Origin of the sequence: Cytobacillus oceanisediminis 2691 (genome assembly GCF_000294775.2) — a bacterium.
Taxonomy (GTDB): domain Bacteria; phylum Bacillota; class Bacilli; order Bacillales; family Cytobacillaceae; genus Cytobacillus; species Cytobacillus pseudoceanisediminis.
Genome location: NZ_CP015506.1, coordinates 4,726,674 through 4,752,420, shown reverse-complemented (window position 1 = coordinate 4,752,420; position 25,747 = coordinate 4,726,674). Strand labels below are relative to the sequence as shown.

The window sequence follows — 25,747 nt, the reverse complement described above, 5'->3', positions numbered from 1 at the left end:
GGCATGCCTTGACAGGGCTGTCTTTTTTATTGGATCTATATTAAGAACTTACTTCGGACATAAATTTTTTTTATACGGGTTATCCGCACATAAATTTTTCTATCCGCATATAAAAAACGGCTATCCGCACACAAAAAACATAATTGAGGAAAAATTCTCCTTAAAAATCAATTTTCATAAAAAATTAGAGAGCATCGGCCAATGCCGGAATTTTGTCGTATAATGTAAATAAAACCAAATTATACCCGAAATATAAAGTAGCACTGAAAAAAGGATATGGGAGATACATATGAGATTAGCAGCAACCAATACAATTGAGACTGGCAGCGTTTTGGCCAAGGCAATATATAATGACAAGGGTCAGGTCCTCTTGCATGAAGGTGTGGAGCTGGCTGATAAATTGATACATAAATTGCAGGAAATGGGTATTACGTATGTGTATATCAGGGATTGGCGCACTGAAGATATCCAATATAAGGACCCTCTGTCTGCCAAAATGCGAACGAAGGCTATCCAAACCATAGAATCGGTTCTGAAGGAAGTAGGAGCAAATAAAGATTTATCAGGCTCTTTAGTGATTGAGAAAGCCTCTAAACGGCTATCAGGGCTAATTCGTCAGCTAATCGATGAAATAAGGGGAAATAGAGAGCTGCTTACGATCTTATCAGATGTTTATACATATGACCACTATATTTTCACACACTCCCTGAATGTAACCCTTTATTCTCTGGCAATCGGGATGAAGCTTCAGCTCCTGCCAAAGGAACTTGAAATCCTGGGGCTAGGTGCTATTCTCCATGATGTAGGAAAAATGAAGGTGCCGGCAGATATTCTTTTGAAACCGGGTAAATTGACAGTGAAAGAATTTGAATCAATAAAGAAGCACCCTGAAGATGGATTTAATATATTAAGAAAAGTAGAGACGATTCCGCTCCTTGTTGCACATTGTGCTTTTCAGCATCATGAGCGTTTGAATGGTACCGGCTACCCGCGCGGCCTTGAGGGAGACGAGATACATGATTTCGGCAAGATTATTGCGATTGCCGATGTGTTTGATGCAGTAACATCTAATCGCATTTACAGACAGGCTATGCTTCCGCATGAAGGTCTGGAGATTTTGTATGCAGGGGCAGAAAAGTTATTTGATAAGAGGATAATCGAAGTTTTTCGTCAAGCGGTCGCTGTATATCCTGTGGGTGTTACAGTCGAGCTGAATGATGGCAGGAAAGGCGTTGTCTGCCGGCAGAACGCGGGTCTGAGTGATAGGCCTGTCATCCGCATACTTGAAGAAAAGGGCAGGAATGTCGAGCCATATGAAGCAGATTTGAGGATTGAATTGAATTCTGTCATTATAGGATGCGATACGACTTTTGTACAACAATAAACTATTTTGGATTTTTGAGCCTAGTTCCCTCCTTTACAGCATACATATAGCTTGTAAAGGGGGGATTTGTTTTGGCAAAATTTCGCGGCCGGCTGCCCCGGAAAGGTCCTCTGCCATTTCGCTATGTATTTCTATTGACCTTTATATTTTTCGTCATCTCAACTGCTGCCGGCCTATGGATTATCAACGAAGGGCTTAAGCCCACACTCATGAGCTATGCCGATTCACAGACAAGGAAAATCGCATCATTGGTGATAAACAATGCGATTAATAAAAAAATTACCAATGTGATGGATTTGGAAGATATGTTTGAAGCAAGTGAAAGCGGTGTTGTCAGCATCAATGTTGAAAAGCTGAACAGGGTCAAAGCGGAAGTAACCGAATTGGTTCAGGATAATATTAAGAAAGCGGAAAAGGGCGATTTGGATGCTTTGGAGTCCTTTACAGACGTGGAAATCAACACGGAACAAATGGAGAATACAAATGGAATTGTTTATTATGTGCCGCTTGGCCAGGCAACCAATAATGCCCTTCTCGGAAACTTGGGTCCCCGGATACCGGTAAAATTTAATGCAGTGGGCTCTGTTACCTCCAATTTTATAACTGAAACAAAGGATCATGGCATTAATAATGTTGAAGTAAAGGTTCTGGTACGCCTGGATGTGCAGGTTCAAATCATTATTCCTTTTGCCACCAAAATTATCACTGTACAGGAGGATGTGCTTGCCGCTTATGGTATTTACCCTGGAAAGGTCCCGCAATTTTATAATGGCGGAGGGGGTACCTCACCATCAATAGAAATACCGGCCGGCCAATAACACTTGCAAATAGATTAGTATTTTGATAAAATTTCAATATAATTTCATAAAAACCTTATCATATCCGATGGGGTAGAGGTGCAAGATTCAAGAGTACGCTGTGTGAGGATGACAACTAAGACCGCAGCCGAAAGGGAATGTTGCCGAAGCATGATTAGTGAGTCAGAACTAATCTTGCTGGGGTTACTTCGAATAGGAGTAACACTGTCATTATGAGGGGAAAGTATGAATATACTTTGTCAAAGCCTTCATAATGGGGAGCTACAGATCGTGATGGAGAAACTAATTACTTCAAAAGAGTAATGATAGATTTTTCTCTATCGTTACTCTTTTTTTATTTTGACTCTGTCATCATCCTTGTTGTTTCCCCTGCGAAAAGCGGAAGGCGCCCGCTTATCGGCGCCTGTAGCTGGACACCAATCAAATTTCAGAGGAGGACAAGTAATGGCAAACACGATTTTCTCCCTGCTTCCGCCTTTGGTAGCAATCGCCATGGTTATCCTGACCAGGCGTGTATTGCTGTCATTGGGAGTGGGAATCGTAACAGCCGCACTATTGCTGGCTGAATTTAGCATCACAGAAACATTCAGCATCATTTGGGATGCTGTAAAGGGAATTTTTGTTTCAGACGGAGAGCTGAACACCTGGAATGTATATATTATTCTATTCTTGCTTGTATTAGGAGTTATTACTGCATTTATATCTATTTCAGGCGGAAGCCGCGCATTTGGAGAATGGGCGATGAAGCGGGTCAAGACCCGAGCAGGCGCACAGATTGTCGGAGCTGTTTTAGGTATTATCATATTCATTGACGACTATTTCAATGCTCTGGCAGTCGGACAGATTTCACGTCCGATTACTGACAGGCAGCGCGTTTCCCGTGCGAAACTTGCCTATTTGATTGATTCGACTTCAGCACCTGTTTGTGTGGTTTCACCAGTATCAAGCTGGGGAGCATACATCATTGCGCTGATTGGAACTATCCTTGCTGCCCATAATGTTAGCGAGTATTCAGCTTTCTCGGCATTTATTCAAATGATTCCAATGAATCTTTATGTATGGGCTACACTCGCTATTGTGTTTATTGTTGCAATAAGGGGGATCGAAATTGGGCCAATGAGGGTACATGAGAAGCGGGCAGTTGAAGAGGGACTTGTAATGGATCCTGAGAAGCCTGCACCTGGTGAGCTTAAAGACGACCTTCCAACAAGTTCAAAAGGATCAGTCGGAGATCTTGTGTGGCCGATTATTGCCCTTGTCATTGGTACAGTTGGTGCGATGCTTTGGACGGGGTCGCAGGCGGTTGAAGGAAATGCGACGATCCTGCAAATTTTTGAAAACACAGATGTATCGAAGTCACTTATCCTTGGCGGCCTCGTAGGTCTAGTGGTTTCAATGGGATTATTCTTCCGTCAGGCCTTTGTTTTGAAAGGTGTTAACGCAAATGTTTTTGGCAAAGGGGTATGGGAAGGCATAAAATCCATGCTTCCAGCTGTTTATATCTTGCTGTTTGCCTGGGCGATTGTTGATCTGATCGGCCGTCTGGAAACTGGAAAGTATTTGGCAGGTATTGTGGAAAGTTCCAATATGAGCACTTCATGGCTTCCGCTTTTACTTTTCCTCATCGCGGGAATTATGGCATTCAGTACTGGAACCTCATGGGGATCTTTCGGTATCCTGCTTCCGATTGCTGGAGACATTGCTGCTGCAACAGATATCGCGCTGTTATTGCCGGCTATGTCAGCTGTCCTTGCCGGAGCGGTTTTCGGGGATCATTGTTCACCTATTTCCGATACAACGATTCTTTCCTCAACTGGAGCAGGGTGTAACCATATAGACCATGTGATGACGCAGCTTCCATACGCCTTGATTTCAGCGGGTATCGCAGCTGTTGGTTATTTAATCATCGGGTTTACTGGCAGCACTGCTATCGCATTACTCACAGTGGCTGTTCTTGTTGCGGCATTTGCTTTCCTTGGCCGTGGTAAAAAAGAAGCCTGGCAGGAAAATAAGGCTAGTTAAAAACCTATAGAAAAAGGCTTTCTCTTTGAGAAAGCCTTTTGGTGTTCATCCATCATATTAAAGAGGTCCCCCGGAAGGGACCTTTTTAATTATAGGTTGTCATTATTTCTTCTATTAAGAGAACGATTTAAGTCTTCATCGTCAGTAACATATTCATGGCCGCCTTCAAGATGCACTTCTTCTTTCTTGAGGTTTTCTTTAACCTGCTGCGTTTCCTGTACTTCCCGTTTGCCTACGACAATTTCTTCGGTGACAACAGGCCTTTTGGAGACTTCTACACGCTCTTCTGTAATTGGGATCCTGATTGTTTTCTCATCTGCTGATATAGGTGAGGTGCTTGCGCCAGTTGGATCATCCACTTTTCTTCTTTCTACATACACTTCTTCGTGCTCTACCGGTACATTAATTGCTTTTTGTTCTTCCACAACATCTTTATGGATTTCAACTTCTCCGGCTTGAACACGTTCTTTTGACACATCCAGCTGTTCTTCCCGAAGTTTTAATGATTGTTCATCTTCTTCAGCGGGATTTCTCTGCTGGCTATATCCCCCATTGTAAGTGCTGTCCACATTGGCTTCAGCAGTTCCGGCATTGGTAAAGCCTGTTGCAGTATCCATTCTATCGCTGTATAAAATGATTTTTCCCTCGTTTACATAAGTTTCATACTTGCGTGCTTCATCATCTGACATGCCCAGTTCCCTGAACTTTTCACCTGCAGAGTCGCTGCTCATGCGATCATCATCAAACCATGATGCCAGACTATTTAAGAATCCCGCGCTCTCGCTGCTGTCTCTATCTTTAGTCTCGAAGGTCTCTGTATGAACACCGGTTTTATCTTCAAGAGACGTATCCAGGTGTTCTGTCTGCCCAATGATGGATAGATCCTGAACAGGGTATCCGTCATTCTGCAGTTCTTGAATGGCATTTACTACTTCCCTTTGTGAATTATAAACTCCGATAATATTGGCATCCATTTGTAAAAACCTCCTTTGCAGTGCTTTATGCTATATTTGGTAATGGTTAAGCACATTGGTTATATTCCCGGGTCTTGGAAGAGCAAACAAGGTTAATTTTGGCATCTTACCAATTTTATTTTGAATTTTCTGAATAAAAAATGAAAGTTTTTAGCTTTTAAGAATAAATTTTACTAAGGGGGTGAGGACAAAGAATATATTGATCAGCTTTGGTGGAATAACTCCTGGCCGAGTTGAATTCTAATGATAATTAAAATACGAGTATACTAATTTGGTTATGTGCTTTACTCTGGCAATGTACTAAAATAAATTATTTCGAAAAATAATACTATTAGGAAAATAATGTTTTGACAGATTATCAAAAACTAGCTATACTAGGCTTTAGTTAGATTTAATTATCTGAAAATATAAAAAGTTCCCATTGTTCTTTTTAATTGGGAATATTTACAGGGGGTAGTAATTACTATGGATAATCGTCCGCAGTGGGGATCCAGAGCTGGCTTTATATTGGCAGCGGTGGGTTCTGCAATTGGTCTAGGAAACATTTGGCGTTTCCCTGCAGTTGCATATGAAAATGGAGGGGGAGCATTCTTTTTTCCGTATTTATTTGCTCTGCTGACAGCAGGTATACCGCTTCTGATTATGGAATTTACAATTGGCCATAAGTATCGGGGTTCAGCACCACTGTCTTATGCTAGATTAAGTAAAAAATACGAATGGTTAGGCTGGTGGCAGGTAGCCATCTCATTTGTCATTTCAACATATTATGCGGTTATTATCGCATGGGCAATGTCTTTCGCAGGCTTCTCGTTTAATCTCAAATGGGGTGACGATCCAAACGGATTCCTCTTTGGAGAATATTTGAAGCTTTCTGAAACGCCAGGAGATATAGGCGGGATTGTCCCAGGAGTTTTCATTCCGTTAGTTATTGTTTGGGCAGTAACACTTGGCATCCTGTTCAAGGGAATTAAAAAAGGTATTGAAATCGCGAACAAAATCTTTATTCCTGTCCTTGTAGTTTTATTTTTAATTATTGTTGTTCGCGCATTGACACTTGATGGAGCTATCGCCGGCTTGGATGCATTCTTTAAGCCGAACTGGGAGATGATTGCAGAACCTAAAGTTTGGGTTGCGGCATATGGCCAGATCTTCTTTAGTTTATCAATTGGATTTGCCATCATGGTAACATATTCAAGCTACCTTCCTAAGAAAACGGATCTGACAAATAGTGCTTTCATTACAGGTTTTGCAAACTCTGGATTTGAACTTCTTGCAGGGATCGGAGTTTTTGCCGCATTAGGATTCATGGCTGCACAGCAGGGTGTGGGTATTAATGAAGTTGTATCATCCGGTGTAGGATTAGCATTCGTGGTATTCCCGCAAATCATTAACGAATTCCCTGCTTTAAATGGGTTATTCGGGTCTTTCTTCTTTATCTGTTTAACACTGGCGGGCTTAACTTCGCTAATTTCAATTGTTGAAACATTTGTTGCCGGAGTACAGGATAAGTTTAATGTATCACGTAATAAAGCTGTTCTTGTTGGCGGCGGTTTATCTGCTGTTATTTCCATCCTTTTTGCTACACAGGGCGGTTTATACTTCCTTGATGCAGCGGATTACTTCATTAACCAGTTTGGAGTTGCTCTGGCAGGACTTGTCCAGGTTGTAATTGTTGGATGGGTTTTAAAAGAATTGAAAAATCTTCAAAACCATGCAGATGCTGTTTCCGATATAAAACTTGGGGCATGGTGGAAAGTGTGTTTAATTGGAATTACACCAATCGTGCTTGGTTATATGATGATTCAAAACATTATTACGAATGTTAAAGATAATTATGAAGGATATCCTACAAGCTTCCTGCTCTATTCAGGATGGGGAGTAGCAATTGGAGCCATTATCTTAGGCTTTGTGTTTATGGCAATTAAAAAGAACGAAACACAGACTAAGCTTACGATCCCAAATGATAAGGAGGTATCTCAATAATGTCTGGTGGCGCAATTACAATGATGGTGGTTGGGATGCTCATTATCTGGGGCGGTCTGGCAGCAAGTATCATGAATGCCGTATCTAAAGCAAAAAAAGCTAAATAATAAATAATGAAGGACTGCCTGGTTAAATAGGCAGCCCTTTATTTATGTTTATTTTCTTCTTGCTTTTATCCGATCCTGTCTTTCCCATAATCTTAAATGAGGATATGGATCATAGGACCACTCAGTATAGCCATTGTCTTTGTATATGCCATAATGGAGATGGGGAGGGAATTTACCTGATGTACCCGGAGGCCCGTAGCCGGAGCTTCCTACCCCTCCTATCATCATCCCGGGCTCAACGATTTGCCCAACTTTAAGGTCTTTTGCAAATCCGCTTAAATGGGCAAAGTAATGATAGTTATTATTAATATCACGGATGCCGATTCTCCATCCTCCATATTTGTTCCAGCCTTTCATTTCCACTATTCCATAAGATGTAGCCCGGACGGGCACCCCGTAATCAGCGAAAATATCTGTTCCTTCATGAATCCGCCTTCCGCCCCATCCTCTGGCGTCACCCCAGGTATTTCTGTAGCTGTAATTGCTCCTCAAAGGGACAGGGAAGGTATGATCATCAAGATCAAGGCGGCCGAACTGCTTATAAATTTGGGCTTTGCCGATAATGATGCCGACAGCTTTATCGCGTTTATAATAATTCCACAATCCAATTTTTAAATTATCATGGTCTGTACCATAGGAGAGAAGGAATTTGGCAAAGGAATGAAGAACATCTTCATCACTTTTCAAGCTGGCTTTTCCGTCCCCGTCCCCGTCCATTCCTATTCCATTGAAAAATTGTATGGATGTAGGATTCTCATCGGATGGATCTGGGTTCAATATTCCCGCCCACTCTTCAGGTTTGAAATAGATGCCTGTAATGCCTTCTGCTTTGGGAATATCCCTTCTGGACTGCCGGACATTCCGTTCATACTGATCAATCCCCGCAAGGTAATACCAGGGGATGTTCGTAACAGCTTCAACTTTTTTATATAAGGTCATTCTTTGTTTATATACATCAGCTTGATTTTCTTGGGCGCTGACTGTGCATAAGGAAATCAGAAATAACAATAAGGCCGCAGCTGCGGTAAATAATATCCGCACGGAAATCCTCCCTTCTTTTATGGTCTGCTTATTTAGTTTGTGAGGAATGGATAATTTAATAAATATCAATTAATGGTAATACCAGAATCTTCGGCTTGTCCTCTTCAATTCATTATGATAAAGTGGCATCAGGTGAAGCCTAATCAGCTTAGTCGGAATTTGCTTATGACTGGCTTTTTTAATAGGCAAGAATGTATTAATTCTGAAGTCAGATAACTGTCTGGCTCCAGCGCCTACCCCCTCGAGGCCTCAAGCCAAGGGTAAGGCGCTTGCGCCTTTCTTTCCGTCTAGCTTCAGTTTAAGGAGTGGGAAAATGAGCAAAAAAGAAGAGTACTTGCGCAAGCCTGAATGGCTGAAAATAAAGTTAAACACAAATGAAAATTATACTGGCCTAAAAAAAATGATGAGGGAAAAAAATCTGCATACTGTTTGTGAAGAGGCTAAGTGCCCGAACATTCATGAATGCTGGGCAGTAAGAAGAACGGCCACGTTCATGATTCTTGGGGATGTTTGTACGCGTGCCTGCCGTTTTTGTGCTGTCAAAACGGGCCTGCCAACTGAATTGGATCTTCAGGAGCCGGAACGCGTGGCAGATTCCGTAGCGCTAATGAACTTAAAGCATGCAGTGGTAACAGCTGTAGCAAGAGATGACTTAAAGGACGGCGGTGCTGCTGTTTTCGCAGAAACGGTCCGTGCCATCAGAAGAAAAAGCCCGTTCACTACGATTGAAGTATTGCCCTCAGACATGGGCGGTGTGTATGATAACCTGAAAATGCTTATGGATGCCCGGCCTGATATTCTTAACCACAATATCGAAACAGTTGAGCGCCTGACTCCAAGAGTAAGAGCGCGTGCAAAATATAAGCGCTCTCTTGAATTTTTAAAGCGTGCAAAAGAGATGCAGCCAGATATTCCTACAAAATCCAGCTTGATGATCGGGCTTGGCGAAACAAAAGAGGAAATAATTGCGGTAATGGATGATCTGCGTGCCCATGATGTTGATATTATGACAATAGGGCAGTATCTGCAGCCATCCAAGAAACATCTTAAGGTTTTGAAATACTATTCACCTGAAGAATTCCAGGAGCTGAAGGACATTGCAATGAGCAAAGGATTCAGCCATTGTGAAGCAGGCCCGCTTGTCCGCTCTTCCTATCATGCTGATGAACAGGTAAATGCGGCATCTAAACAAAAGCAGCTTATGGGAGAAAAGGAAATCCAGGAAGCATAAGATAAAAAAAAGAGTTCAGTGCACATAACCCTGTCAAGTAGACATTGAAAAAAGAGTATACTAAGCTGCGGCCTTTTCTCGATATTCTATCGGGGAAAGGTCGTTTAATTTACTTTGAAAACGGTCTTGATTGTAAAAATGTATATAATCCTGAATTGCTACGTAAGCTTCTTCCATTGTTTTGGGACGTACTAAATAAACTTTCTCCGTCTTTAAATGAGAAAAGAAACACTCTATACAAGCATTATCATGACAGTTTCCTCTTCTTGAATGGCTGCCTATAACTTGGAGGTCCTCCTTCACTTGTTTTTCGTATGCTTTGGTTGTATATTGAAACCCCTGATCTGAGTGGATTAAAGCATTTTTTGCGAACTGCTTGCCTTCTAGCTGTTTTATAGTATCTATGACTAACTTAAGATCGTTCCTTTCAGATAACTGCCATGAAACAATTTCATTGTTATATAAGTCTAAAACAGCTGACAGATAGACAAACTCATCCCCAACTCGGATGTAAGTAATATCTGTGACGAGTTTTTCATACGGTTTTTCAGCAAAGAACTCCCGATTTAAGACATTGGGAAATAAAACGGATCCTTTTCGTCCATAGAATGGACGTTTCTTGCGAATGACAGAACGAATACCTAATTCCCTCATTAATCTTCTGACCCGTTTATGATTAGCTACAATTCCCTCCCGGGAAAGAGCCCTTGTCATTCGTTTATATCCGTAGTAAGGATGCATTTTGTGGATGGCTAAGATATGCTCTTTTACTAAAATATTCTCCTCAAGACGGATTCTTCGTATAGGATTTGTATTGCGCCACTTGTAATATCCTGCTTTTGAAACTTCCCCAATTTTCAGTAGCCACGCAAGGGGATACTTTTCCCTTAAATTATCAATAATTTGAAATCGATCTGCTTTTAGGACCATTCCTTCCCATGTAGATTTGGATTGCGCTTTTTTAAGTATTCCACCTGCGCTTTCAGATAGGCATTCTCTTCTTCCAAATTATTAAAGTTTTTCTTATTCCAATGCCCACGCTGGTCATCAAATGATTCTCCGTTTCGTACTTTTTTAACCCAATTTGCAATTTGGGCATCACTTTTAATACCAAAATGTTCTCGAAGCTGTTTATAAGACCATTTCTCCTCCAACTTCAAACGAACAACTTCTCGCTTAAACCCCTCTGTATAGGTTTTAAAGGTTTGTCCTTTTTTGGCCATAGAAAAAACCCCTCCAAGTAGACTAGTAAGAACATCATATCATGTTCTCTTTTTTTACTGTCTACCTGAAGGGGATAATAACACAGCGCCATCGCTGGACTCTTTTTTCATACTGCTGAATGATTAACGGTTACCTGCTTTCTTGACGTTTTCCCCAAGATCATCTTTATCCATATCATCGTTTCTTTCGCCTTGCATTTCACCGTTTTCATTTTCACTTTCACTCATTCTTTCTCCTTGAGGAGAATTAAGCATTTGTTTAATTAACTGGTTAATGCCATTTTCAGCATTACGTCCATCAGAATCAACTGTTGCATAGTTTTCAACATTTTTCCTTAATGAAGTATCATCACTTACATAGACATGATACCATCTTGGGACTACAGACATGGCCATCTTCTTCACCTGATCAGCTGTCTGATTGCGATTTTTTGTGTCAGTGTTATATACGATCAGGACTTCTTCATCTGTTACAAGAGTTGAAATATCGTCCACGTTCGGAACTTCAGTGCAATATTTTCCGATAATATCTGCAACCTGCTCACGGTCAATGGCAGCATAGTGATCCGCTGAAACGTTGTCTCCCATAATTGGGCTTTTTTGATGGCGCACATATCCGAAGTCTTCACCGGTATTGTTTCGGCCGTTTCGCCCGTTGCCCATATCCCTGTTGTATAAATCAGCACGCTGGTCATTTACATTTATGGTGTGACCGGTTTCTTCATAGATATCTTCTTTTGCGGCATTGTTTTGACAGGCAGTCAGTGCAGCCATGCCGCTAATGCCAAGAATGATTAGTGATTTTTTCACTATAAACACCTCCTCATCTATAGAATTGCCACTGCTGAATTTTTTTCTCTTAGTAATTGATGGGGAATCAGTTATAATTTAATTAGGACAAATATTGGTTTGTTTTCATATCCTGTGATTTCCAATATAATACTGGTACATATGCTTTTTAAGTTGAGGTGAATAAATTGGTCTGCATTAATAATATCTGCTATGAAGTGATTCAGGAAGAACGGGATGGTTTTAATGAGGAAGCATTTCGCGGGAGATACAGCGAAATTTTATCCAGGTATGACTATATTGTTGGCGACTGGGGATATGGTCAGCTTCGTCTCCGCGGCTTTTTCGATGATCAGAACCAAAAGGCTTCATTTGATACAAAAATAAGTACTCTGACCGAGTATCTTTACGAATTCTGTAATTTCGGATGTGCCTATTTTGTTGTGAAAAAAGTGAAAAGCTAAAAAGGGCAGGGGGGTAACCCTGCCCTTTTTTGATGCTGCCTAGCCCTTTGTGGGTGTACGCTTTTTTAAGTCTCTGTATATGGCGGTTCTTCATTTTTATCAGGGTCATCATGCGGCGGATGCGCCCCTGGCATTTGCCTCGGCAAGTTCTGATGGAGGGACTTGAACTCATAATTGAAGGCACTGTAATAGCGCTGGCCCTCCTGCCATGGGGTGCTTTTGTTCTCTACCGGCTCATCCGCATTTCTGGGAGAGCCATAGGCACCTTCAGGCAAGTCCTCGGGAATAAGGAAATTCCTTTGCGTTTCCACGTTTGAGAAATCGGTGTATGTGCGTCTTTCTTTATCGTCCATGCTATCACTCCTTAGGAAGTTTATATGCAGCAGGGTCTTTAAAGAAAAAGGAGAACCCACAAAAATAGGTTCTCCCTTAGTATCTGTTTATTATCGTATATTAAACGATTTCCATGAGAAATGACTTAAGCTCCTCTGCATCTTCCTCAGAAAGCTGAAAAACATGCTCAAGATAGCCTTCTTCCTTTAAATCATCTTCTCCAATAATGGCAAATCGGCTTCCCTGGATATCAAGGACCAATTGTTTGCCGTAATAGCGATCGGAACGAACAATAGCCAAATCGAATCGCTGGTTTTCTCCCATAAAGCTGACAAATCTGGTTTTTGTTTCTTCGAGATCATCATATAAGAAAAAGCGTTCTGCCAAATATAACACTCCTCAGTTGTTTTATATACCGATTATAGCATGTCCTTGTTGGGTTTATGTTCGAAGGGGATGAATCTTTTTATTCTCTTTTCACCCTTTATTGGCTAAATATATATTTTTTTCCATTAAAGGAAAAAATACTCAATTCGAAATATTGTGATACAATAGCTGGTAGGGTAGCATAGTAATAAAGGCTTATAGCCACTACAAAAATAAAGCTGGCAGCTGAGAGGAATGAAAGGTATGGTCCACCATTACATAAAAAGATTTAAGCCGGTTGGAAATTGGGGCAAACTTATGCTTCCTTTAAATAAGATAAAGTATTTCCCTCCCCAATTCATTATCCGTGACCCGATTGCAGAAGGAGTAAATCTGGCGCTGAAACAAGGGTTTGAAGTGGCCGTTGCTGTTTTTAATTTTAAAAATTGGCAAGACCTGTCCGAACAGCTGGGTGAGCTTTCTTTCAGACAGTTTATAAAAAACATTAAGATCATATTTTTGGCAGTCATTCAGCGGGAACTTGAAGATAATCAAATCATTATCGTGCATGATCATTATAGCGATGGCCTTGCCTTGATATTGAAAGTGGACCATAGCAGGGATTGTGTAACAGAAATTGATCAAACACTGAAAAAAATTGTCAAAGAAGCTGAAAAATACATACATAATGATACACCTCATATAAAGCCGGTTATTGATGCGGGATATATGTTTGTTGAAAAGAAGTATTATTCGTCTGTTCAGGAAGCAGTCTACAAAGCCCATCAGCATGCACTCGCAATGGCCGAAAAAAGGGTCAGATCCGAGTTTAATGAAATGATGTACAAAATAAATAAAATTGTAGCGAAAAAGGATATTAAAATGCTGGCGCAGCCGATTATTAATGTGGCTACAGGCGAGATAAAGGCTTGGGAAATGCTCACAAGAGGTCCGAGCGGCACTTCCCTGGAAAGCCCTCTACAGCTTTTTAGCATTGCTCGGCAGACGGGAAGCCTTTATGATCTGGAGCTAATCGTACTTGAGAAAACACTTGAACAGATAACAAAGACAGGCTGCAATCAGGATATATTTATTAACTTCACCCCGATTACAATAGGGAATGAAAGGTTTGTGAGGGATGTAAAGAAAATGCTCACCGGCTATAAAAATATTCCCCCTGAACAGATCACACTTGAAATTACTGAACGTGATCCCATTGAAGGTATTGAAAACTTTATATACAATATAAAGGTATTAAGAACATTAGGATTTCGGGTGGCTGTGGATGACACCGGTGCAGGTTATGCCAGTTTAAATTCCATAAGTGAGATTATGCCGGATATTATAAAAATCGACCGTTCCGTCATTAAAGGCATTGATACGAACAGGGTAAAAGAATCCATGCTGAAGGGTCTCCTTTTAGTGGCGAAAGAAGCGGGTTCACTGGTGGTTGCCGAGGGAATTGAAAGTGAAGGGGAGGCATCGGTTCTCTCCAGAAACAATGTCGATTTAGCTCAGGGATATTTCTACGCTCGGCCGGATACTTTAACCAAGAGCCTGAAATCTTCATAGGAGGAAGGAAGCATTATGTATTTCGTAGACAGGGAAAAGATCGAAGACACACTTAGTTATCTGGAACAGCAAATCTCCCTTTTTGAAGAAGTGAAAGAGTGGACATCCCCTATTGAAAAGGCAGCCTTGGAACGGATTGCCCAAATTATGATCGAAGCTATCCTTGATACTGGTAATACGATGATTGACGGCTTTATCATGAGGGATCCAGGCAGCTACGATGATATCGTGGATATTCTTGACGACGAAAAGGTCATCAGCAAAGAAATGAGCAATAGCTTTAAACAGTTCATTACATATCGTAAAATGCTCGTCCAAAATTACACAGACGTCAATCATGGGGGGCTAATAACAGCTATAAGCAGTCATATGTCCATGATTAAAGAGTTTCCGGGCAGGGTCAGGGAGTATCTAACCAATGAACTGGGGCCGGTTTCTGCTTTTAAACCTCAATAAAGATCGGAGAAATCCGATCTTTTTCTCTGTATGGGAAACTATGAAATGGAACTGTATGAATAACTCTGTGGAAAGGCTGTCTGCATCTAGCTCCAGCGCCTAGCCCCTCGGGTTATAAGCCAAATCACTCAAGAAATCGGGACAAGGAACGCTTCGTCAGCGATTCATCGCCCGACCGAAGCTTGCTTTGGGAGGTTTCCTGCTTGATTCGTCTTATGCCTGCCGGACTTGCACTGGATGTGCTGGCTTCAACGTTCACCACAGGACGTGGCGGTTTTTAGTTGGAGTTCATCTGATCAAGATGCTTCCGCTTTTGTTCCTAGGGAGCATATTAGGCTTGAATAAAGAGAAGGGCGGTGAATGTCATGCATGTTGGAGAAAATTCAACAAAAGAAGAGATCTTGAGGTTAATTAAAACAACCGGGAAGCTTTCCATACTGGAAATGGCCAGAGAGCTGGGAATAACAGAAATGGCCGTCAGAAAGCATATTCAGGCTCTTGAAAAAGATGGCTTTATTAGATCTGCAATCCAGAGGCAAACAAAAGGGCGCCCTTCAAAGCTTTATCAGCTAACAGCAAAGGGCGAAGATCTGTTTCCGAAAAAATACAAGCAGTTAAGTGTTGAATTATTAACAGAACTTAAAAGCATGGGGCAGGGACATTTAATTACAGAGTTGTTTTCAAGAAGGAAAAACCGCCTCGTACAGCAGTATGAGATTCAGACGGCCGGGAAATCTTTTTCAGAAAAGCTTCAAGTTCTTGAGGACCTTCTCCTGCTTGAAGGCTTTATGCCGGAAGTGCTAATAGAGGAAGGCCAAGTCCACCTCAAAGAGTTTAATTGCCCATATATTGAAACAGCAGAAGAATTTAAACAAATCTGCAGGTCTGAAAAAGAGTTTATCAAAGATTTTCTTTCTGCTGATCATGTTGATATCAAATCCTGTATGGCTGCAGGTGATGGGTGCTGTCATTATATAATAAAGCAAGATTAGGCGGGGGCCCCTGTTCAAGGAGTTTTTTTTGCGGGAATTACTTTATTATTCATCCTTGCAATCGTGAAAAATTGCACAATTCACCACGTTCCTTTAAGATAGCTTTTATGGGCGATAGCTCAGTTGAAAAATAGGGATATTAATAAAAGCATAGATCATTTAGGAGTGATGGCTGTGAAAAAATATAAAGGATACTTAATCGATTTAGATGGCACCATGTATCGCGGGACAGAGCTGATCAGTGAGGCAGCTGATTTTGTCAATAAGCTTAGGGAACTGGATCTTCCCTATTTGTTTGTGACGAATAATTCTTCCAGAACACCAGCCCAGGTAGCAGAGAAGCTTGTGAAGTTCGGCATTCCTGCCGAAGAAGGGCAGGTCTTTACAACGAGCATGGCTACTGCCAACTACATATATGAACAGCAAACCGATGCTTCAGTTTATGTGATCGGAGAAGAAGGAATACGGGAAGCGCTGGCTGAAAAGGGGCTAAGCTTTGCTGAGGAGCATGCGGACTACGTCGTAGTGGGGATTGACCGCTCCATTAACTATGAAAAGCTATCCATCGCCTGTCTGGCTGTCCGGAATGGAGCAGCATTCATTTCCACAAACGGAGACATTGCTATTCCGACAGAAAGAGGGCTGCTTCCGGGTAATGGGTCACTAACCTCTGTCATTACTGTATCGACACAAACAGAGCCGGTGTTTATCGGAAAACCGGAATCGATCATCATGGAGCAGGCTTTAAAGGTGCTGGGAACAGCTAAGGAAGAAACCCTGATGGTTGGGGATAACTATGATACGGATATTTTAGCAGGAATGAATGCCGGTATGGATACCTTGCTTGTCCATACAGGTGTAACAACGAAAGAGCTATTGAAGGGTTATGACAAAAAGCCTGACTTTGTGCTCGATTCATTAGCGGATTGGGACTTTAAATAGAAAAGGATGGAGAAAAGCTCTCCATCCTTTTTTATTCCGCATTTTCGGCACTGTGTGCCAGCCTGCTCGAAGCGGCTGCAGCGATAGCTCCGACAATATCATCGAGGAAGGTATGGCATCTTCCTGAACTCTTATCGTTCAGATCCTTCAGGATGCCAGGCTTCAATTTATCGATATATCCAAAATTGGTAAATCCAATGGAACCATATACGTTTACAATGGATAATGCCAGTACTTCATCCGCTCCATATAAACCCTCATCTGTAGCGATAATCGACTGCAGCGGCTCTAAGAGTTTCTTTTCCTCGGCCAGCATATCAAGCTGAATGCCCGTTAAAATGGCGTTTTGAACTTCTCTTTTTGATAAAACACGCTCAACATTATGAATGCAATCTTTCATTTGTAAATTGGGGTGATATTTCTCTTGGAGGAAGAACACTAAATCAGCTATATCCTGAATTTCTACCCCTCTTTCATGGAGCCATTTACGTGCTGTCTGCTCTGTAACGTTAACTGCTTTTTTTTCTTCATTCATTGGCTTCACCTTTTCTGGTTATTAAATAATTGCGGGAATGTCCAGGCCTAGCTAAGGTCCTGTGTTATGCACTTTTAGATTCTTTTCACTATGTATATACCCTTTTTTTATCAAATATGCCCGATGCCGCTGAAACGGAAAAATTTCATTTCCTGTATTATTTCCATGGTACACAGTCTTATCCAAGAAAACAACAAGTTTTAAAGTCTTCTATCATATATATTCCATAAGGATCTCTCTAAAATGAGGTGGTATAATGTTTAGAAAACTTTTGAAAGAACAATTTGGGATAGAAGCAGAGGATACGATGAGAATCGGAAAATATGATGCATGCCGAAAGCAGGGACAGCTTTATTTGCTTGTGCCTGCGGGGCATACAGATGAAGAAGAACTCGAAGAACTGGACCAAATGGCAGAACACCTTACCAATTGCGGGGATAGGAACATAAGCACTTTTATGAAAACAAAGGAAGGTAAACAATCAATTGATTGGAACGATAGCCGCTTTTGCATTCTGGTTAACCGGCATACACTGAGCAGAAAACAAAGTCAGTTTGGACGAAAGCTGGCAAAGTTCCATTACAGAGGCAGGAGCATTTCGTTTCCCGTGAAAAAAACAAGCAGAATCGGGCAGTGGAAACAGCTCTGGGAACAGCGGCTGGATCAAATGGAAAAGGTATGGAATGAGATGCTTTTCCAAAAGCCTGAAAATGATTTTGAGAGAATGTTTTTAGAGTCGTTTCCATACTATATGGGGCTTGCTGAAAATTCAATCCAATATCTTGTGGATACTGAGCTTGATGACGAACCAGAAATGGCAGACAGCGGAACCGTTTGTCATATAAGACTAACATCTGCCACCTGGGGAGACAGTTATTATATGAAAAATCCATTTGACTGGGTATTTGATCATTCATCCAGAGATTTGGCGGAATGGACGAGAGAGAAATATTTCCATAATATCAAAACGTATCAGCCGGATCTGCGCCAATTTTTATCGGAATATCAAAGTGTAGGGCCATTATCCTCCTTCTCATGGCGGCTATACTATGCTCGTCTATTATTTCCTCTCCATTATTTCGAAACAATAGAAAATTATTATGGTGCAGATTCTGAACAGCAGAAGCTTGTGCTTCAGGAGCGCCTGCAGAAGTATCTTTGGCAGTCTGACGATCATGAGCGTTTTCTGGGGGGATTTTTCGAATTTGCCGAGGTCCCCATCAAAAAACTCAGGATTCCTCTGGTGAATTGGATCAAGAGCTGAAAATAGGCAGGGAAATTCCCCTTACTTGGCGAATGGAACATAAGCTTGAGAATGTAAAGAGGGGATATTTTAATGAAACCATACGTATTTATCAGCAGGAAGCTGCCTGAAAATGTTATTGCCATTTTAAAAGAAAAGTACACAGTTGAAATGTGGGATCGGGAAGATGTGCCGGTACCTTATGATGTATTCTTACAGGAGGCGAGAAAAGCAGATGCCCTTTTAACTATGCTATCAGAGCCGGTGAATGAGGAAGTTCTGGAAGCAGGAGGGAAGCTGAGGATCATAGCCAATATGGCTGTCGGCTATGATAATGTGGATGTTGAGACAGCAAAAAGGCTCGGAATCACGGTGACCAATACACCAGAGGTATTGAATGATTCAACTGCCGACCTGACGTTTGCGCTTGTGCTCGCTGCTGCGCGCAGAATGGTGGAGGCTGCTGAGTTTGTGAAGAAAGGCAATTGGAAGAGCTGGAGTCCGCTGCTTTTAGCAGGGCAGGATGTACATCATAAAACAATCGGGATTGTAGGGATGGGGAATATCGGAAAAACAGTTGCAAAGCGTGCAGCTGGATTTGATATGGAGATTTTATATCACAATCGTTCGAGGAAGCCGGATGCGGAACAGGAACTGGGAGCTCAATATGTCAGCTTTGATGAATTGCTCGAACGCTCAGATTTCGTTGTCTGCCTGACGCCCTTGACAGAAGAAACAAGGAATTTATTTAACCGAAATGCATTCCAGAAGATGAAAGGCAAGGCTGTTTTTGTAAATGCCTCAAGAGGGCCGGTTGTAAATGAACATGATTTATATGAAGCACTGAAGGCAGGAGAGATTGCAGCGGCAGGATTGGATGTTTTTGCGGAGGAGCCAATTGGCGAAGACCATCCTCTGCTGGAGCTGAAAAATGTAGTGGCTATGCCCCATATCGGAAGTGCCAGCATAGAAACGCGCTATGCCATGATGCAGCTGTGTGTGGAAAACATTGATCTAGTCCTTTCAGGAAAGAAACCAAAAACACCAGTCGAATAGAAGTGATGAAGGCACCCCAAAGCAGGGTGCCTTTATTTATAGATAAAAAAATTTTAAAAATAAAATCGCAATAAATCAGTATGTTAAGCGCTTCCAGTCATTATTTTCGGAAAATTGCCTATTGTAAAAACGCCGCTTGACCCCTATAATGTCTACTATACAAATACAAATGTGCTTGCATAGTGAACACTAAAGGGGGAGCTAGCGTGGAATCAATCTCAATCGGTTTATTAGGATTAGGAACAGTTGGATCGGGTGTGGTGCAAATCATTGAGAAACATCAGGATAAACTCATGCACCAAGTCGGCTGTCCGGTTGTTGTAAAGAGAGTTCTTGTTAAAGATGCAGATAAAGAAAGAGCAGTTAAAGTGGACAGGAATTTGCTGACGCTAAATCCTGAAGACATTTTAAATGATGCTGATATAGATGTTGTAATTGAAGTAATGGGCGGCATAGAAGAAACAAGAAATCATTTAAAGAAAGCTTTGGATAATGGCAAGCATGTGGTGACGGCAAATAAGGACCTAATGGCTGTTTATGGACCCGAATTGCTGGCTGCTGCTACGCAAAACGGGTGTGACCTCTTTTATGAGGCAAGTGTGGCCGGCGGCATTCCCATTTTAAGAGGGCTGGTAGATGGTTTGGCTTCAGACAGAATTACAAAAATGATGGGAATTGTGAATGGGACAACAAACTTTATTTTGACAAAGATGAGCAAGAATGGGAGCGCTTATGAGGAAGTTCTGAAAGAAGCCCAGGAGCTGGGATATGCGGAAAGCGATCCGACTGCAGATGTGGAGGGCCTTGATGCAGCAAGGAAAATGGCGATCCTGTCAACACTTGGTTTTTCCATGAATATTGACCTTGATGATGTAAAGGTTAAAGGCATTACAGATATTACAGAAGAGGACCTGCAGTACGGCAAGCAGCTTGGATACACCATGAAGCTGATCGGGATTGCTCATCGGGAGGGGGAGAAGGTGGAAGTAAGCGTTCAGCCGACTTTGCTGTCCGAGTCTCACCCGCTTGCATCGGTTCAGGATGAATACAATGCTGTATATGTATACGGTGAAGCGGTAGGGGAAACGATGTTCTACGGACCTGGGGCGGGCAGTCTGCCTACAGCTACTGCAGTGGTATCGGACCTCGTGGGTGTCATGAAAAATATGCGTCTTGGGGTAAATGGTAAAAGCGCGGTAGCCCCTCAATATGATAAGAAATTAAAAGGTGCAGATGAAATTTATTCGAAGTATTTCTTAAGATTGCATGTTAAAGATGAGGTAGGGACTTTTGCCAACATCACATCCATATTCTCAGAGCACCATGTCAGCTTCGAAAAAATCCTGCAGCTTCCTTTAAAAGAAAAAGGGCTTGCTGAGATTGTACTGGTTACCCACCAGGCATCTCTTAAGGATTATGAGGATATATTAGTAAGTTTAAGAGATTTGCCGGCAGTCCAAACAATTAAAAGTTCGTATCGTGTGGAAGGGAGCGCCAGAGTATGAGATGGGAAGGCCTTTTAAAAACATATAAAGATTTACTGCCTGTTAATGAAAATACACCAATGCTTACCTTAAATGAGGGCAACACTCCCCTGATCAGGCTGGATAAACTCTCAAGAGACTGGGGCATTGACCTCTATGTGAAAACGGAAGGAGCTAATCCAACCGGGTCATTTAAAGATAGAGGCATGGTTATGGCTGTTGCAAAGGCGAAAGAAGAAGGAAGTGATGCCATTATCTGTGCTTCCACCGGCAATACCTCTGCAGCAGCTGCTGCATATGCAGCCAGAGCCGGCATGAGATGTGTGGTTGTCATCCCTGAAGGAAAGATCGCCATGGGAAAGCTGGCGCAGGCTGTTATGTATGGAGCGGAAGTTGTATCTATTGAAGGCAACTTTGACCAGGCACTGGCAATGGTTCGGAAAATAAGCGAAACAGAACCTATTACTCTCGTAAACTCGGTTAATCCATATCGTCTTGAGGGCCAGAAGACAGCGGCCTTTGAGATCTGCGACCAGCTTGGAGGCGCCCCGGATATCCTTGCCCTGCCTGTGGGCAATGCAGGCAATATTTCTGCCTATTGGAAAGGGTTTAAAGAATATAGTGAAGTACGCGGCACTGGTCTTCCAAAAATGCATGGAGTACAGGCTGAAGGTGCAGCGGCCATCGTTCATAACCGTGTGTTTGAAAATCCCGAGACGATTGCTACAGCCATCCGAATCGGAAATCCTGCGAGCTGGCACTTAGCCAATGCAGCATTGTCAGAATCAAATGGGAAGATTGATGAAGTCAGCGACGAAGAGATTCTTTGCATGTATCGTAAACTTGCTTCTTCTGAAGGGGTTTTTGCTGAGCCAGCTTCGTGTGCTTCGCTTGCGGGAGTATATAAACAGCTTCGCAATGGGGAGATTCCGCATAAAACAAAGGTTGTGGCCATCCTGACTGGAAACGGACTTAAGGATCCTAATACAGCCATTGATTGCAGCCCTGTGAAGCCAGTTTTGCTGCCTAATGATGAAAAAGCAGTAGCGGATCATATCAAGGGAGCCGTTCACACATGAGCGAAGGTGAAATGGTTGTCATCAAAGTACCGGCCAGCACTGCAAATCTCGGGCCAGGCTTCGACTCGATCGGCCTCGCATTAAATTTATATTTGACGCTTGAAGCCGAGAGGGCAGATAAGTTTGAAATGATTCCTTTATCAGAGCCGCTAAGCATCTACCCTTCAGATGAATCGAATTTTATTTTTCAAGTTGCAAAGGATACGGCAAAGAAGTATGGAAGAGAGCTTCCAGGATGCAAAGCCCGGATTTCAAGTGATATCCCCCTTACACGCGGACTTGGATCAAGCGCTGCTGCCATTGTAGCGGGAATTGAATTAGCTGACGCGCTTTGTGATCTTCAGCTGAGCCAGTATGAAAAGCTGGAGCTATCATCACGAATGGAGGGGCATCCGGATAACGCAGGAGCTTCCCTTCTCGGAGGCCTTGTCATTGGCTGCATGTCAGAGGAAGAGGTTTCTGTCCAAAGCATTAAAAATATAAGTTTTGATGTTATAGCAGTGGTGCCAAAAGAAGAGCTCCTTACAAAGGAATCCAGAGGCGTCCTGCCTGAAGCATGGTCTTTTAAAGAAGCCGTACAGGCTGGGGCAGTCGGCAATGTCATGGTTGCAGCACTGCTTAGCGGGAATTATTCCCTGGCAGGCAAGATGATGAGTGCTGACTTATTTCATCATCCTTACCGCAAGAAAATGGTTCCCCATTTGGAGGTTATTGAAAAGGAAGCACCTCGTCTAGGAGCATTTGGAGTTGCCTTAAGCGGTGCCGGACCGGCGGTTCTCTGCCTTGCAGAGCCAGAAGGTGCTCCTGCAGTGGCTGAAGGGCTTCAGCGGATTTTTCCGGAAATGGAAATCCTTTCCCTCAAAATTGATCAGGTAGGCGTCACTGTTTTAAAAAAAAGCCTAGCTGAACTGGAAATAGGCCATACAGTATAAATAAAAAAAGCGATGTCATGCCGACATCGCTTTTTGTAAGGTAAAATTAAAATACTTGTTCTACTTCGACTACACCAGGTACTTCTTCTAAAAGAGCGCGCTCAATACCGGCTTTTAACGTAATCGTTGAACTTGGGCAGCTGCCGCATGCACCAAGAAGGCGCAATTTAACGATGCCATCTTCAACATCCACCAATTCACAGTCCCCGCCATCGCGAAGAAGGAATGGGCGCAATTTATCTAATACTTCCTGAACTTGTTCAGTCATAGTCGTTTGTTCTGCCATGTGAAATCGACTCCTTTCCATATATTTATTATAATCAAATCAGTCTTAAAAATCTATTCCAAGAGCGTAATTTCCACTCATTAGGAGAATATTTTATTAGGTTTGCTCTTTGTTAATGTTGTAAAATGAAGGTAAGAACAAGTTTTGCATAGGGGGAGAGAAGATTGAAAAAAGAAATTGAAATCACTGTGTATGGTGCAGAACAGCTTTGTCCAAGCTGTGTGAATCTCCCATCATCCAAGGAGACATATGAATGGCTGGAAGCGGCAGTATCCCGCAAATTTGCCAACCAGCCTTTTAAAATTGTGTATGTTGACATTCATAATCCGCCCGAAGAAGAGAACAAAAAAGAGTTCGCCTTGAGAGTGATTGAGGAGGATATGTTTTACCCGGTTGTCCTGATTGAGGATGAAATTGTTGGTGAAGGCAATCCGAAATTAAAAACAATCTATGCGGAAATGGAAAAGTACGGATACCAGGCAGTTTAATAAAAAATGAGCATCGAAAGGGATGCTCATTTTTTTATTTGGTAAGAGTTTCAGCTGATTCTGCTGGATATTGAAGTTGAATTTTCATCTCTACAGTATTTATACCAGAATATCGGTCAGATTTTTACTTTATCGGTCACTTCCTTTCAAATTAATTTTTCAGCAAAGTAATGGCGCAAATATAAATCGATCTCTATCGTTATCCGCGCTACTTTGGTTCAAACGTAAAAAAAAGAGCCCGCAATGGGCCCTCTTATCCGTTATGGTATTTATACATCCATAAAATCCCCGATTTTAGCAGGCGGGCAACACGTCCTGTGATAGGGCGTTCTGCGACTAGACCGAATCCGTGCTTTTTGCCCAATGATCCAAGAACTCCTTTAAGTTTGATTACTGGCAATGTTTCAGGGAGTTCCTCACCTTTCCAGCGTTTCAATAGGATTTGAACGATTTGCTCTGCCTGCCCTTCAGCAAGCTGGGCACTTGGTGCATGCGGAAGGCTTGCACAATCTCCTACGACATAGACATGTTCATTTCCAGGGATATTGTGATGCTTCGTTAAAACTACCCGTCCTTGCTGATCCTTTTCCACATTCATATCGCGAACCACTTTGTTCGGCTGGATGCCGGCTGTCCATACGATGGCATCACAGTGGATTGCTTCGTCATGATTATAAAGGGTTTTTTCTTCTACTTTAGTAATATTTGATTGGTTAATAATTTCTACATTATGTTCTAGAAACCAATTTTCTACATATGTGCTTAATCTTTCAGAGAATGCAGAGAGTATATGCTTCCCTCTATCGAACAATTTGACTTTCAAATCCGGACGGCTTTCATTTAATTCTGAAGCCAGTTCTACTCCGCTTAATCCTGCACCCACAATTCCAACAACAGAGCCTGGTGATAGATTATTTAAAGCTTCATACGTTCTTCTGGATTTTTCAATTGTTTGAATGCTATATGTGTGAATGTCGGCTCCCGGAACATTATGGTACTTATCTTCACAACCAAGGCCTATTATTATATCATCATATAAAACAGGCTCCTCGCCTTGAAGATAAACCTTGTTTTCCTCTATGCTGATTTTCGTCACTTCACCGTATTTAATGGTCAATCTTTGATGTTCAGGGAATGATACACGCACATGCTGATCGGAAATGGTGCCTGCAGCAAGAGCGTAATATTCAGTTTTTAAACAATGATAAGGAACACGATCTATTAGTGTAATGGAGACATCATCAGGAAGCTGATTAGGCAAAAGGCGGGCAAGCGCCCTCATACCGCCATAACCTCCGCCAAGTATCACAAGATTTTTCATAGTATATTTCCCCTTTATGTCCGTACTGTTTACTTTCGCCGAACTCAAATAACGTTAATTAGTTATCTTAAAAAAATAAATAAATGATATTAATAACCTCAAACCCATAAAAAGTATAACGAAATTGTGTCAAAATCACAACACATATCAGCAGGAAACTTGACAATAAACGACATGAAGTGGTAAATATGTGCACTTTAAAGGAGAGAATGGAATCCATTTCTTGCAGAACTCAAGTAAAAAAGGTAGCATTAACAGGGTAGAGAGGTGAAAGATGTGATTAAGCCAATCATCGAATTTTGCATCAGCAATTTGGCCAGCGGCTCTCAAAAAGCGCTTGAAAAGCTGGAAAAGGATTATGACCTGGATGTCATAGAATATGGCTGTCTTGGGTATTGCGGCAAATGTGCAAGCACTCTTTTTGCGCTTGTGAACGGAGAAGTGGTTACTGGAGATACGCCAGATGAACTGGTTGAAAATATATATCAATATCTGGATGAAAATCCAATGTTTTAATAAAAGGAGCGATTAAATTTCGCTCCTTTTTCTTGTGTCAAAAGTAAGAAAGTAACCACTTGAATAACTGTCTGGCGCAAGCAGCCTGCCCCTTCGAGTTGCCGGGGGCG

General features: G+C 41.9%; 26 protein-coding genes, 1 pseudogene and 1 riboswitch. Of the genes and pseudogenes, 18 read left to right on the top strand and 9 right to left on the bottom strand.

Annotation, left to right across the window (positions count from 1 at the left end; all coding sequences use genetic code 11):
• The first annotated feature begins 289 nt into the window (after positions 1–289).
• From A361_RS23850 to A361_RS23840, 3 genes are all read left to right on the top strand, one after another.
• Complete coding sequence (locus A361_RS23850; RefSeq protein ID WP_019382724.1) at positions 290–1,384, top strand: HD-GYP domain-containing protein; 1,095 nt, start codon at positions 290–292, stop codon at positions 1,382–1,384.
• A 71-nt stretch (positions 1,385–1,455) separates the two neighbouring features.
• On the top strand, positions 1,456–2,202 hold the full coding sequence (yunB, locus tag A361_RS23845) for a sporulation protein YunB (protein ID WP_009331724.1): 747 nt from the start codon (positions 1,456–1,458) through the stop codon (positions 2,200–2,202).
• Between the two features lie 65 nt (positions 2,203–2,267).
• Positions 2,268–2,474: riboswitch (Lysine riboswitch) on the top strand.
• 172 nt (positions 2,475–2,646) lie between these two features.
• On the top strand, positions 2,647–4,224 hold the full coding sequence (locus tag A361_RS23840) for a Na+/H+ antiporter NhaC family protein (protein ID WP_019382722.1): 1,578 nt from the start codon (positions 2,647–2,649) through the stop codon (positions 4,222–4,224).
• An 89-nt stretch (positions 4,225–4,313) separates the two neighbouring features.
• Here A361_RS23840 and A361_RS23835 read toward each other — a convergent pair whose 3' ends face one another.
• Positions 4,314–5,198, bottom strand: a complete 885-nt coding sequence (locus A361_RS23835) for a YsnF/AvaK domain-containing protein (RefSeq protein WP_019382721.1) — start codon at positions 5,196–5,198, stop codon at positions 4,314–4,316.
• Between the two features lie 465 nt (positions 5,199–5,663).
• Here A361_RS23835 and A361_RS23830 point away from each other — a divergent pair, with 465 nt between their 5' ends.
• Together A361_RS23830 and A361_RS29560 are read left to right on the top strand one after the other, a co-directional pair.
• A complete protein-coding gene (locus tag A361_RS23830; protein ID WP_019382720.1) occupies positions 5,664–7,181 on the top strand; it encodes a sodium-dependent transporter in 1,518 nt (505 codons plus the stop codon).
• Positions 7,181–7,288, top strand: a complete 108-nt coding sequence (locus A361_RS29560) for a methionine/alanine import family NSS transporter small subunit (protein ID WP_019382719.1) — start codon at positions 7,181–7,183, stop codon at positions 7,286–7,288. Before A361_RS23830 ends, A361_RS29560 begins: the two co-directional genes overlap by 1 nt.
• A 48-nt stretch (positions 7,289–7,336) precedes the next feature.
• Here the strand turns inward: A361_RS29560 and A361_RS23825 are convergent, their stop codons facing one another.
• Positions 7,337–8,329 (bottom strand): M23 family metallopeptidase, encoded by a 993-nt coding sequence (locus tag A361_RS23825; RefSeq protein ID WP_019382718.1) that lies wholly within the window; start codon positions 8,327–8,329, stop codon positions 7,337–7,339.
• Positions 8,330–8,642: 313 nt separating this feature from the next.
• On the opposite strand from A361_RS23825, the gene lipA reads away from it, so the two are divergent.
• A complete protein-coding gene (gene lipA, locus A361_RS23820) occupies positions 8,643–9,560 on the top strand; it encodes a lipoyl synthase (protein ID WP_009331718.1) in 918 nt (305 codons plus the stop codon).
• A 60-nt stretch (positions 9,561–9,620) separates the two neighbouring features.
• Here the strand turns inward: lipA and A361_RS23815 are convergent.
• Positions 9,621–10,783, bottom strand: a protein-coding gene (locus A361_RS23815) for an IS3 family transposase (protein WP_099049166.1) whose coding sequence is annotated in 2 segments (ribosomal slippage) — positions 9,621–10,525 and positions 10,525–10,783 — 1,164 coding nt in all. Because the reading frame shifts where the segments join, the coding sequence is not laid out codon by codon here.
• 123 nt (positions 10,784–10,906) lie between these two features.
• Positions 10,907–11,593, bottom strand: a complete 687-nt coding sequence (locus tag A361_RS23805; protein WP_009331717.1) for a YhcN/YlaJ family sporulation lipoprotein — start codon at positions 11,591–11,593, stop codon at positions 10,907–10,909.
• A 167-nt stretch (positions 11,594–11,760) separates the two neighbouring features.
• On the opposite strand from A361_RS23805, the gene A361_RS23800 reads away from it, so the two are divergent.
• Entirely contained in the window at positions 11,761–12,036 is a 276-nt protein-coding gene (locus A361_RS23800) for a YutD family protein (RefSeq protein ID WP_009331716.1), read from the top strand.
• 65 nt (positions 12,037–12,101) lie between these two features.
• Here the strand turns inward: A361_RS23800 and A361_RS23795 are convergent, their stop codons facing one another.
• Both A361_RS23795 and A361_RS23790 read right to left on the bottom strand, forming a co-directional pair.
• Complete coding sequence (locus A361_RS23795) at positions 12,102–12,389, bottom strand: hypothetical protein (protein WP_009331715.1); 288 nt, start codon at positions 12,387–12,389, stop codon at positions 12,102–12,104.
• Between the two features lie 100 nt (positions 12,390–12,489).
• Complete coding sequence (locus tag A361_RS23790; protein WP_009331714.1) at positions 12,490–12,756, bottom strand: DUF3055 domain-containing protein; 267 nt, start codon at positions 12,754–12,756, stop codon at positions 12,490–12,492.
• A 234-nt stretch (positions 12,757–12,990) separates the two neighbouring features.
• On the opposite strand from A361_RS23790, the gene A361_RS23785 reads away from it, so the two are divergent.
• From A361_RS23785 to A361_RS23770, 4 genes are all read left to right on the top strand, one after another.
• Positions 12,991–14,307 (top strand): EAL domain-containing protein, encoded by a 1,317-nt coding sequence (locus tag A361_RS23785; RefSeq protein ID WP_157888558.1) that lies wholly within the window; start codon positions 12,991–12,993, stop codon positions 14,305–14,307.
• A gap of 15 nt (positions 14,308–14,322) precedes the next feature.
• The gene (locus tag A361_RS23780; protein WP_019380022.1) at positions 14,323–14,763 is read left to right on the top strand and encodes a DUF86 domain-containing protein; all 441 of its coding nucleotides are present in this window, start codon (positions 14,323–14,325) and stop codon (positions 14,761–14,763) included.
• Between the two features lie 365 nt (positions 14,764–15,128).
• Positions 15,129–15,755: a helix-turn-helix transcriptional regulator gene (locus A361_RS23775; protein WP_019380023.1), complete on the top strand. Its 627-nt coding sequence runs from the start codon at positions 15,129–15,131 to the stop codon at positions 15,753–15,755.
• Between the two features lie 174 nt (positions 15,756–15,929).
• The gene (locus tag A361_RS23770; RefSeq protein WP_019380024.1) at positions 15,930–16,697 is read left to right on the top strand and encodes a TIGR01457 family HAD-type hydrolase; all 768 of its coding nucleotides are present in this window, start codon (positions 15,930–15,932) and stop codon (positions 16,695–16,697) included.
• A 31-nt stretch (positions 16,698–16,728) separates the two neighbouring features.
• Here A361_RS23770 and A361_RS23765 read toward each other — a convergent pair whose 3' ends face one another.
• Complete coding sequence (locus A361_RS23765) at positions 16,729–17,232, bottom strand: phosphatidylglycerophosphatase A (RefSeq protein WP_009331709.1); 504 nt, start codon at positions 17,230–17,232, stop codon at positions 16,729–16,731.
• A 256-nt stretch (positions 17,233–17,488) separates the two neighbouring features.
• On the opposite strand from A361_RS23765, the gene yutH reads away from it, so the two are divergent.
• The 5 genes from yutH to thrB all read left to right on the top strand — a co-directional run bounded on the left by yutH (position 17,489) and on the right by thrB (position 23,026).
• Complete coding sequence (yutH, locus tag A361_RS23760; protein ID WP_009331708.1) at positions 17,489–18,496, top strand: spore coat putative kinase YutH; 1,008 nt, start codon at positions 17,489–17,491, stop codon at positions 18,494–18,496.
• A gap of 72 nt (positions 18,497–18,568) precedes the next feature.
• Positions 18,569–19,531, top strand: a complete 963-nt coding sequence (locus A361_RS23755) for a 2-hydroxyacid dehydrogenase (protein WP_019380025.1) — start codon at positions 18,569–18,571, stop codon at positions 19,529–19,531.
• Between the two features lie 206 nt (positions 19,532–19,737).
• The gene (locus A361_RS23750) at positions 19,738–21,036 is read left to right on the top strand and encodes a homoserine dehydrogenase (protein WP_019380026.1); all 1,299 of its coding nucleotides are present in this window, start codon (positions 19,738–19,740) and stop codon (positions 21,034–21,036) included.
• The gene (gene thrC, locus A361_RS23745) at positions 21,033–22,094 is read left to right on the top strand and encodes a threonine synthase (protein ID WP_019380027.1); all 1,062 of its coding nucleotides are present in this window, start codon (positions 21,033–21,035) and stop codon (positions 22,092–22,094) included. The genes A361_RS23750 and thrC overlap by 4 nt, the downstream gene beginning before the upstream one ends.
• Positions 22,091–23,026 carry a homoserine kinase gene (gene thrB, locus A361_RS23740; protein ID WP_019380028.1) on the top strand — a complete coding sequence of 312 codons (936 nt, stop codon included), beginning with the start codon at positions 22,091–22,093 and terminating at the stop codon, positions 23,024–23,026. Before thrC ends, thrB begins: the two co-directional genes overlap by 4 nt.
• A gap of 46 nt (positions 23,027–23,072) precedes the next feature.
• Here the strand turns inward: thrB and A361_RS23735 are convergent.
• Positions 23,073–23,294: pseudogene (locus tag A361_RS23735) on the bottom strand (NifU family protein); the annotation flags it as partial.
• 182 nt (positions 23,295–23,476) lie between these two features.
• Here A361_RS23735 and A361_RS23730 point away from each other — a divergent pair.
• Positions 23,477–23,800 (top strand): YuzD family protein, encoded by a 324-nt coding sequence (locus A361_RS23730; protein ID WP_009331693.1) that lies wholly within the window; start codon positions 23,477–23,479, stop codon positions 23,798–23,800.
• A 253-nt stretch (positions 23,801–24,053) separates the two neighbouring features.
• Here A361_RS23730 and A361_RS23725 read toward each other — a convergent pair whose 3' ends face one another.
• Complete coding sequence (locus A361_RS23725; RefSeq protein ID WP_009331691.1) at positions 24,054–25,121, bottom strand: NAD(P)/FAD-dependent oxidoreductase; 1,068 nt, start codon at positions 25,119–25,121, stop codon at positions 24,054–24,056.
• Positions 25,122–25,397: 276 nt separating this feature from the next.
• Between A361_RS23725 and A361_RS23720 the strand changes: the two genes are divergently transcribed.
• Positions 25,398–25,637: a YuzB family protein gene (locus A361_RS23720; RefSeq protein ID WP_019380029.1), complete on the top strand. Its 240-nt coding sequence runs from the start codon at positions 25,398–25,400 to the stop codon at positions 25,635–25,637.
• Positions 25,638–25,747 lie beyond the last annotated feature (110 nt).

What these genes read in the sequence shown, in the direction of transcription:
- A361_RS23795 (WP_009331715.1), bottom strand. Translation starts at nt 12,389, where the DNA reads ATGGACGATAAAGAAAGACGCACATACACCGATTTCTCAAACGTGGAA.
- A361_RS23775 (WP_019380023.1), top strand. Translation starts at nt 15,129, where the DNA reads ATGCATGTTGGAGAAAATTCAACAAAAGAAGAGATCTTGAGGTTAATT.
- A361_RS23725 (WP_009331691.1), bottom strand. Translation starts at nt 25,121, where the DNA reads ATGAAAAATCTTGTGATACTTGGCGGAGGTTATGGCGGTATGAGGGCG.
- A361_RS23840 (WP_019382722.1), top strand. Translation starts at nt 2,647, where the DNA reads ATGGCAAACACGATTTTCTCCCTGCTTCCGCCTTTGGTAGCAATCGCC.
- thrC (WP_019380027.1), top strand. Translation starts at nt 21,033, where the DNA reads ATGAGATGGGAAGGCCTTTTAAAAACATATAAAGATTTACTGCCTGTT.
- A361_RS23780 (WP_019380022.1), top strand. Translation starts at nt 14,323, where the DNA reads ATGTATTTCGTAGACAGGGAAAAGATCGAAGACACACTTAGTTATCTG.
- A361_RS23785 (WP_157888558.1), top strand. Translation starts at nt 12,991, where the DNA reads ATGAAAGGTATGGTCCACCATTACATAAAAAGATTTAAGCCGGTTGGA.
- A361_RS23830 (WP_019382720.1), top strand. Translation starts at nt 5,664, where the DNA reads ATGGATAATCGTCCGCAGTGGGGATCCAGAGCTGGCTTTATATTGGCA.
- lipA (WP_009331718.1), top strand. Translation starts at nt 8,643, where the DNA reads ATGAGCAAAAAAGAAGAGTACTTGCGCAAGCCTGAATGGCTGAAAATA.
- A361_RS23755 (WP_019380025.1), top strand. Translation starts at nt 18,569, where the DNA reads ATGAAACCATACGTATTTATCAGCAGGAAGCTGCCTGAAAATGTTATT.
- A361_RS29560 (WP_019382719.1), top strand. Translation starts at nt 7,181, where the DNA reads ATGTCTGGTGGCGCAATTACAATGATGGTGGTTGGGATGCTCATTATC.
- yutH (WP_009331708.1), top strand. Translation starts at nt 17,489, where the DNA reads ATGTTTAGAAAACTTTTGAAAGAACAATTTGGGATAGAAGCAGAGGAT.
- thrB (WP_019380028.1), top strand. Translation starts at nt 22,091, where the DNA reads ATGAGCGAAGGTGAAATGGTTGTCATCAAAGTACCGGCCAGCACTGCA.
- A361_RS23835 (WP_019382721.1), bottom strand. Translation starts at nt 5,198, where the DNA reads ATGGATGCCAATATTATCGGAGTTTATAATTCACAAAGGGAAGTAGTA.
- A361_RS23765 (WP_009331709.1), bottom strand. Translation starts at nt 17,232, where the DNA reads ATGAATGAAGAAAAAAAAGCAGTTAACGTTACAGAGCAGACAGCACGT.
- A361_RS23850 (WP_019382724.1), top strand. Translation starts at nt 290, where the DNA reads ATGAGATTAGCAGCAACCAATACAATTGAGACTGGCAGCGTTTTGGCC.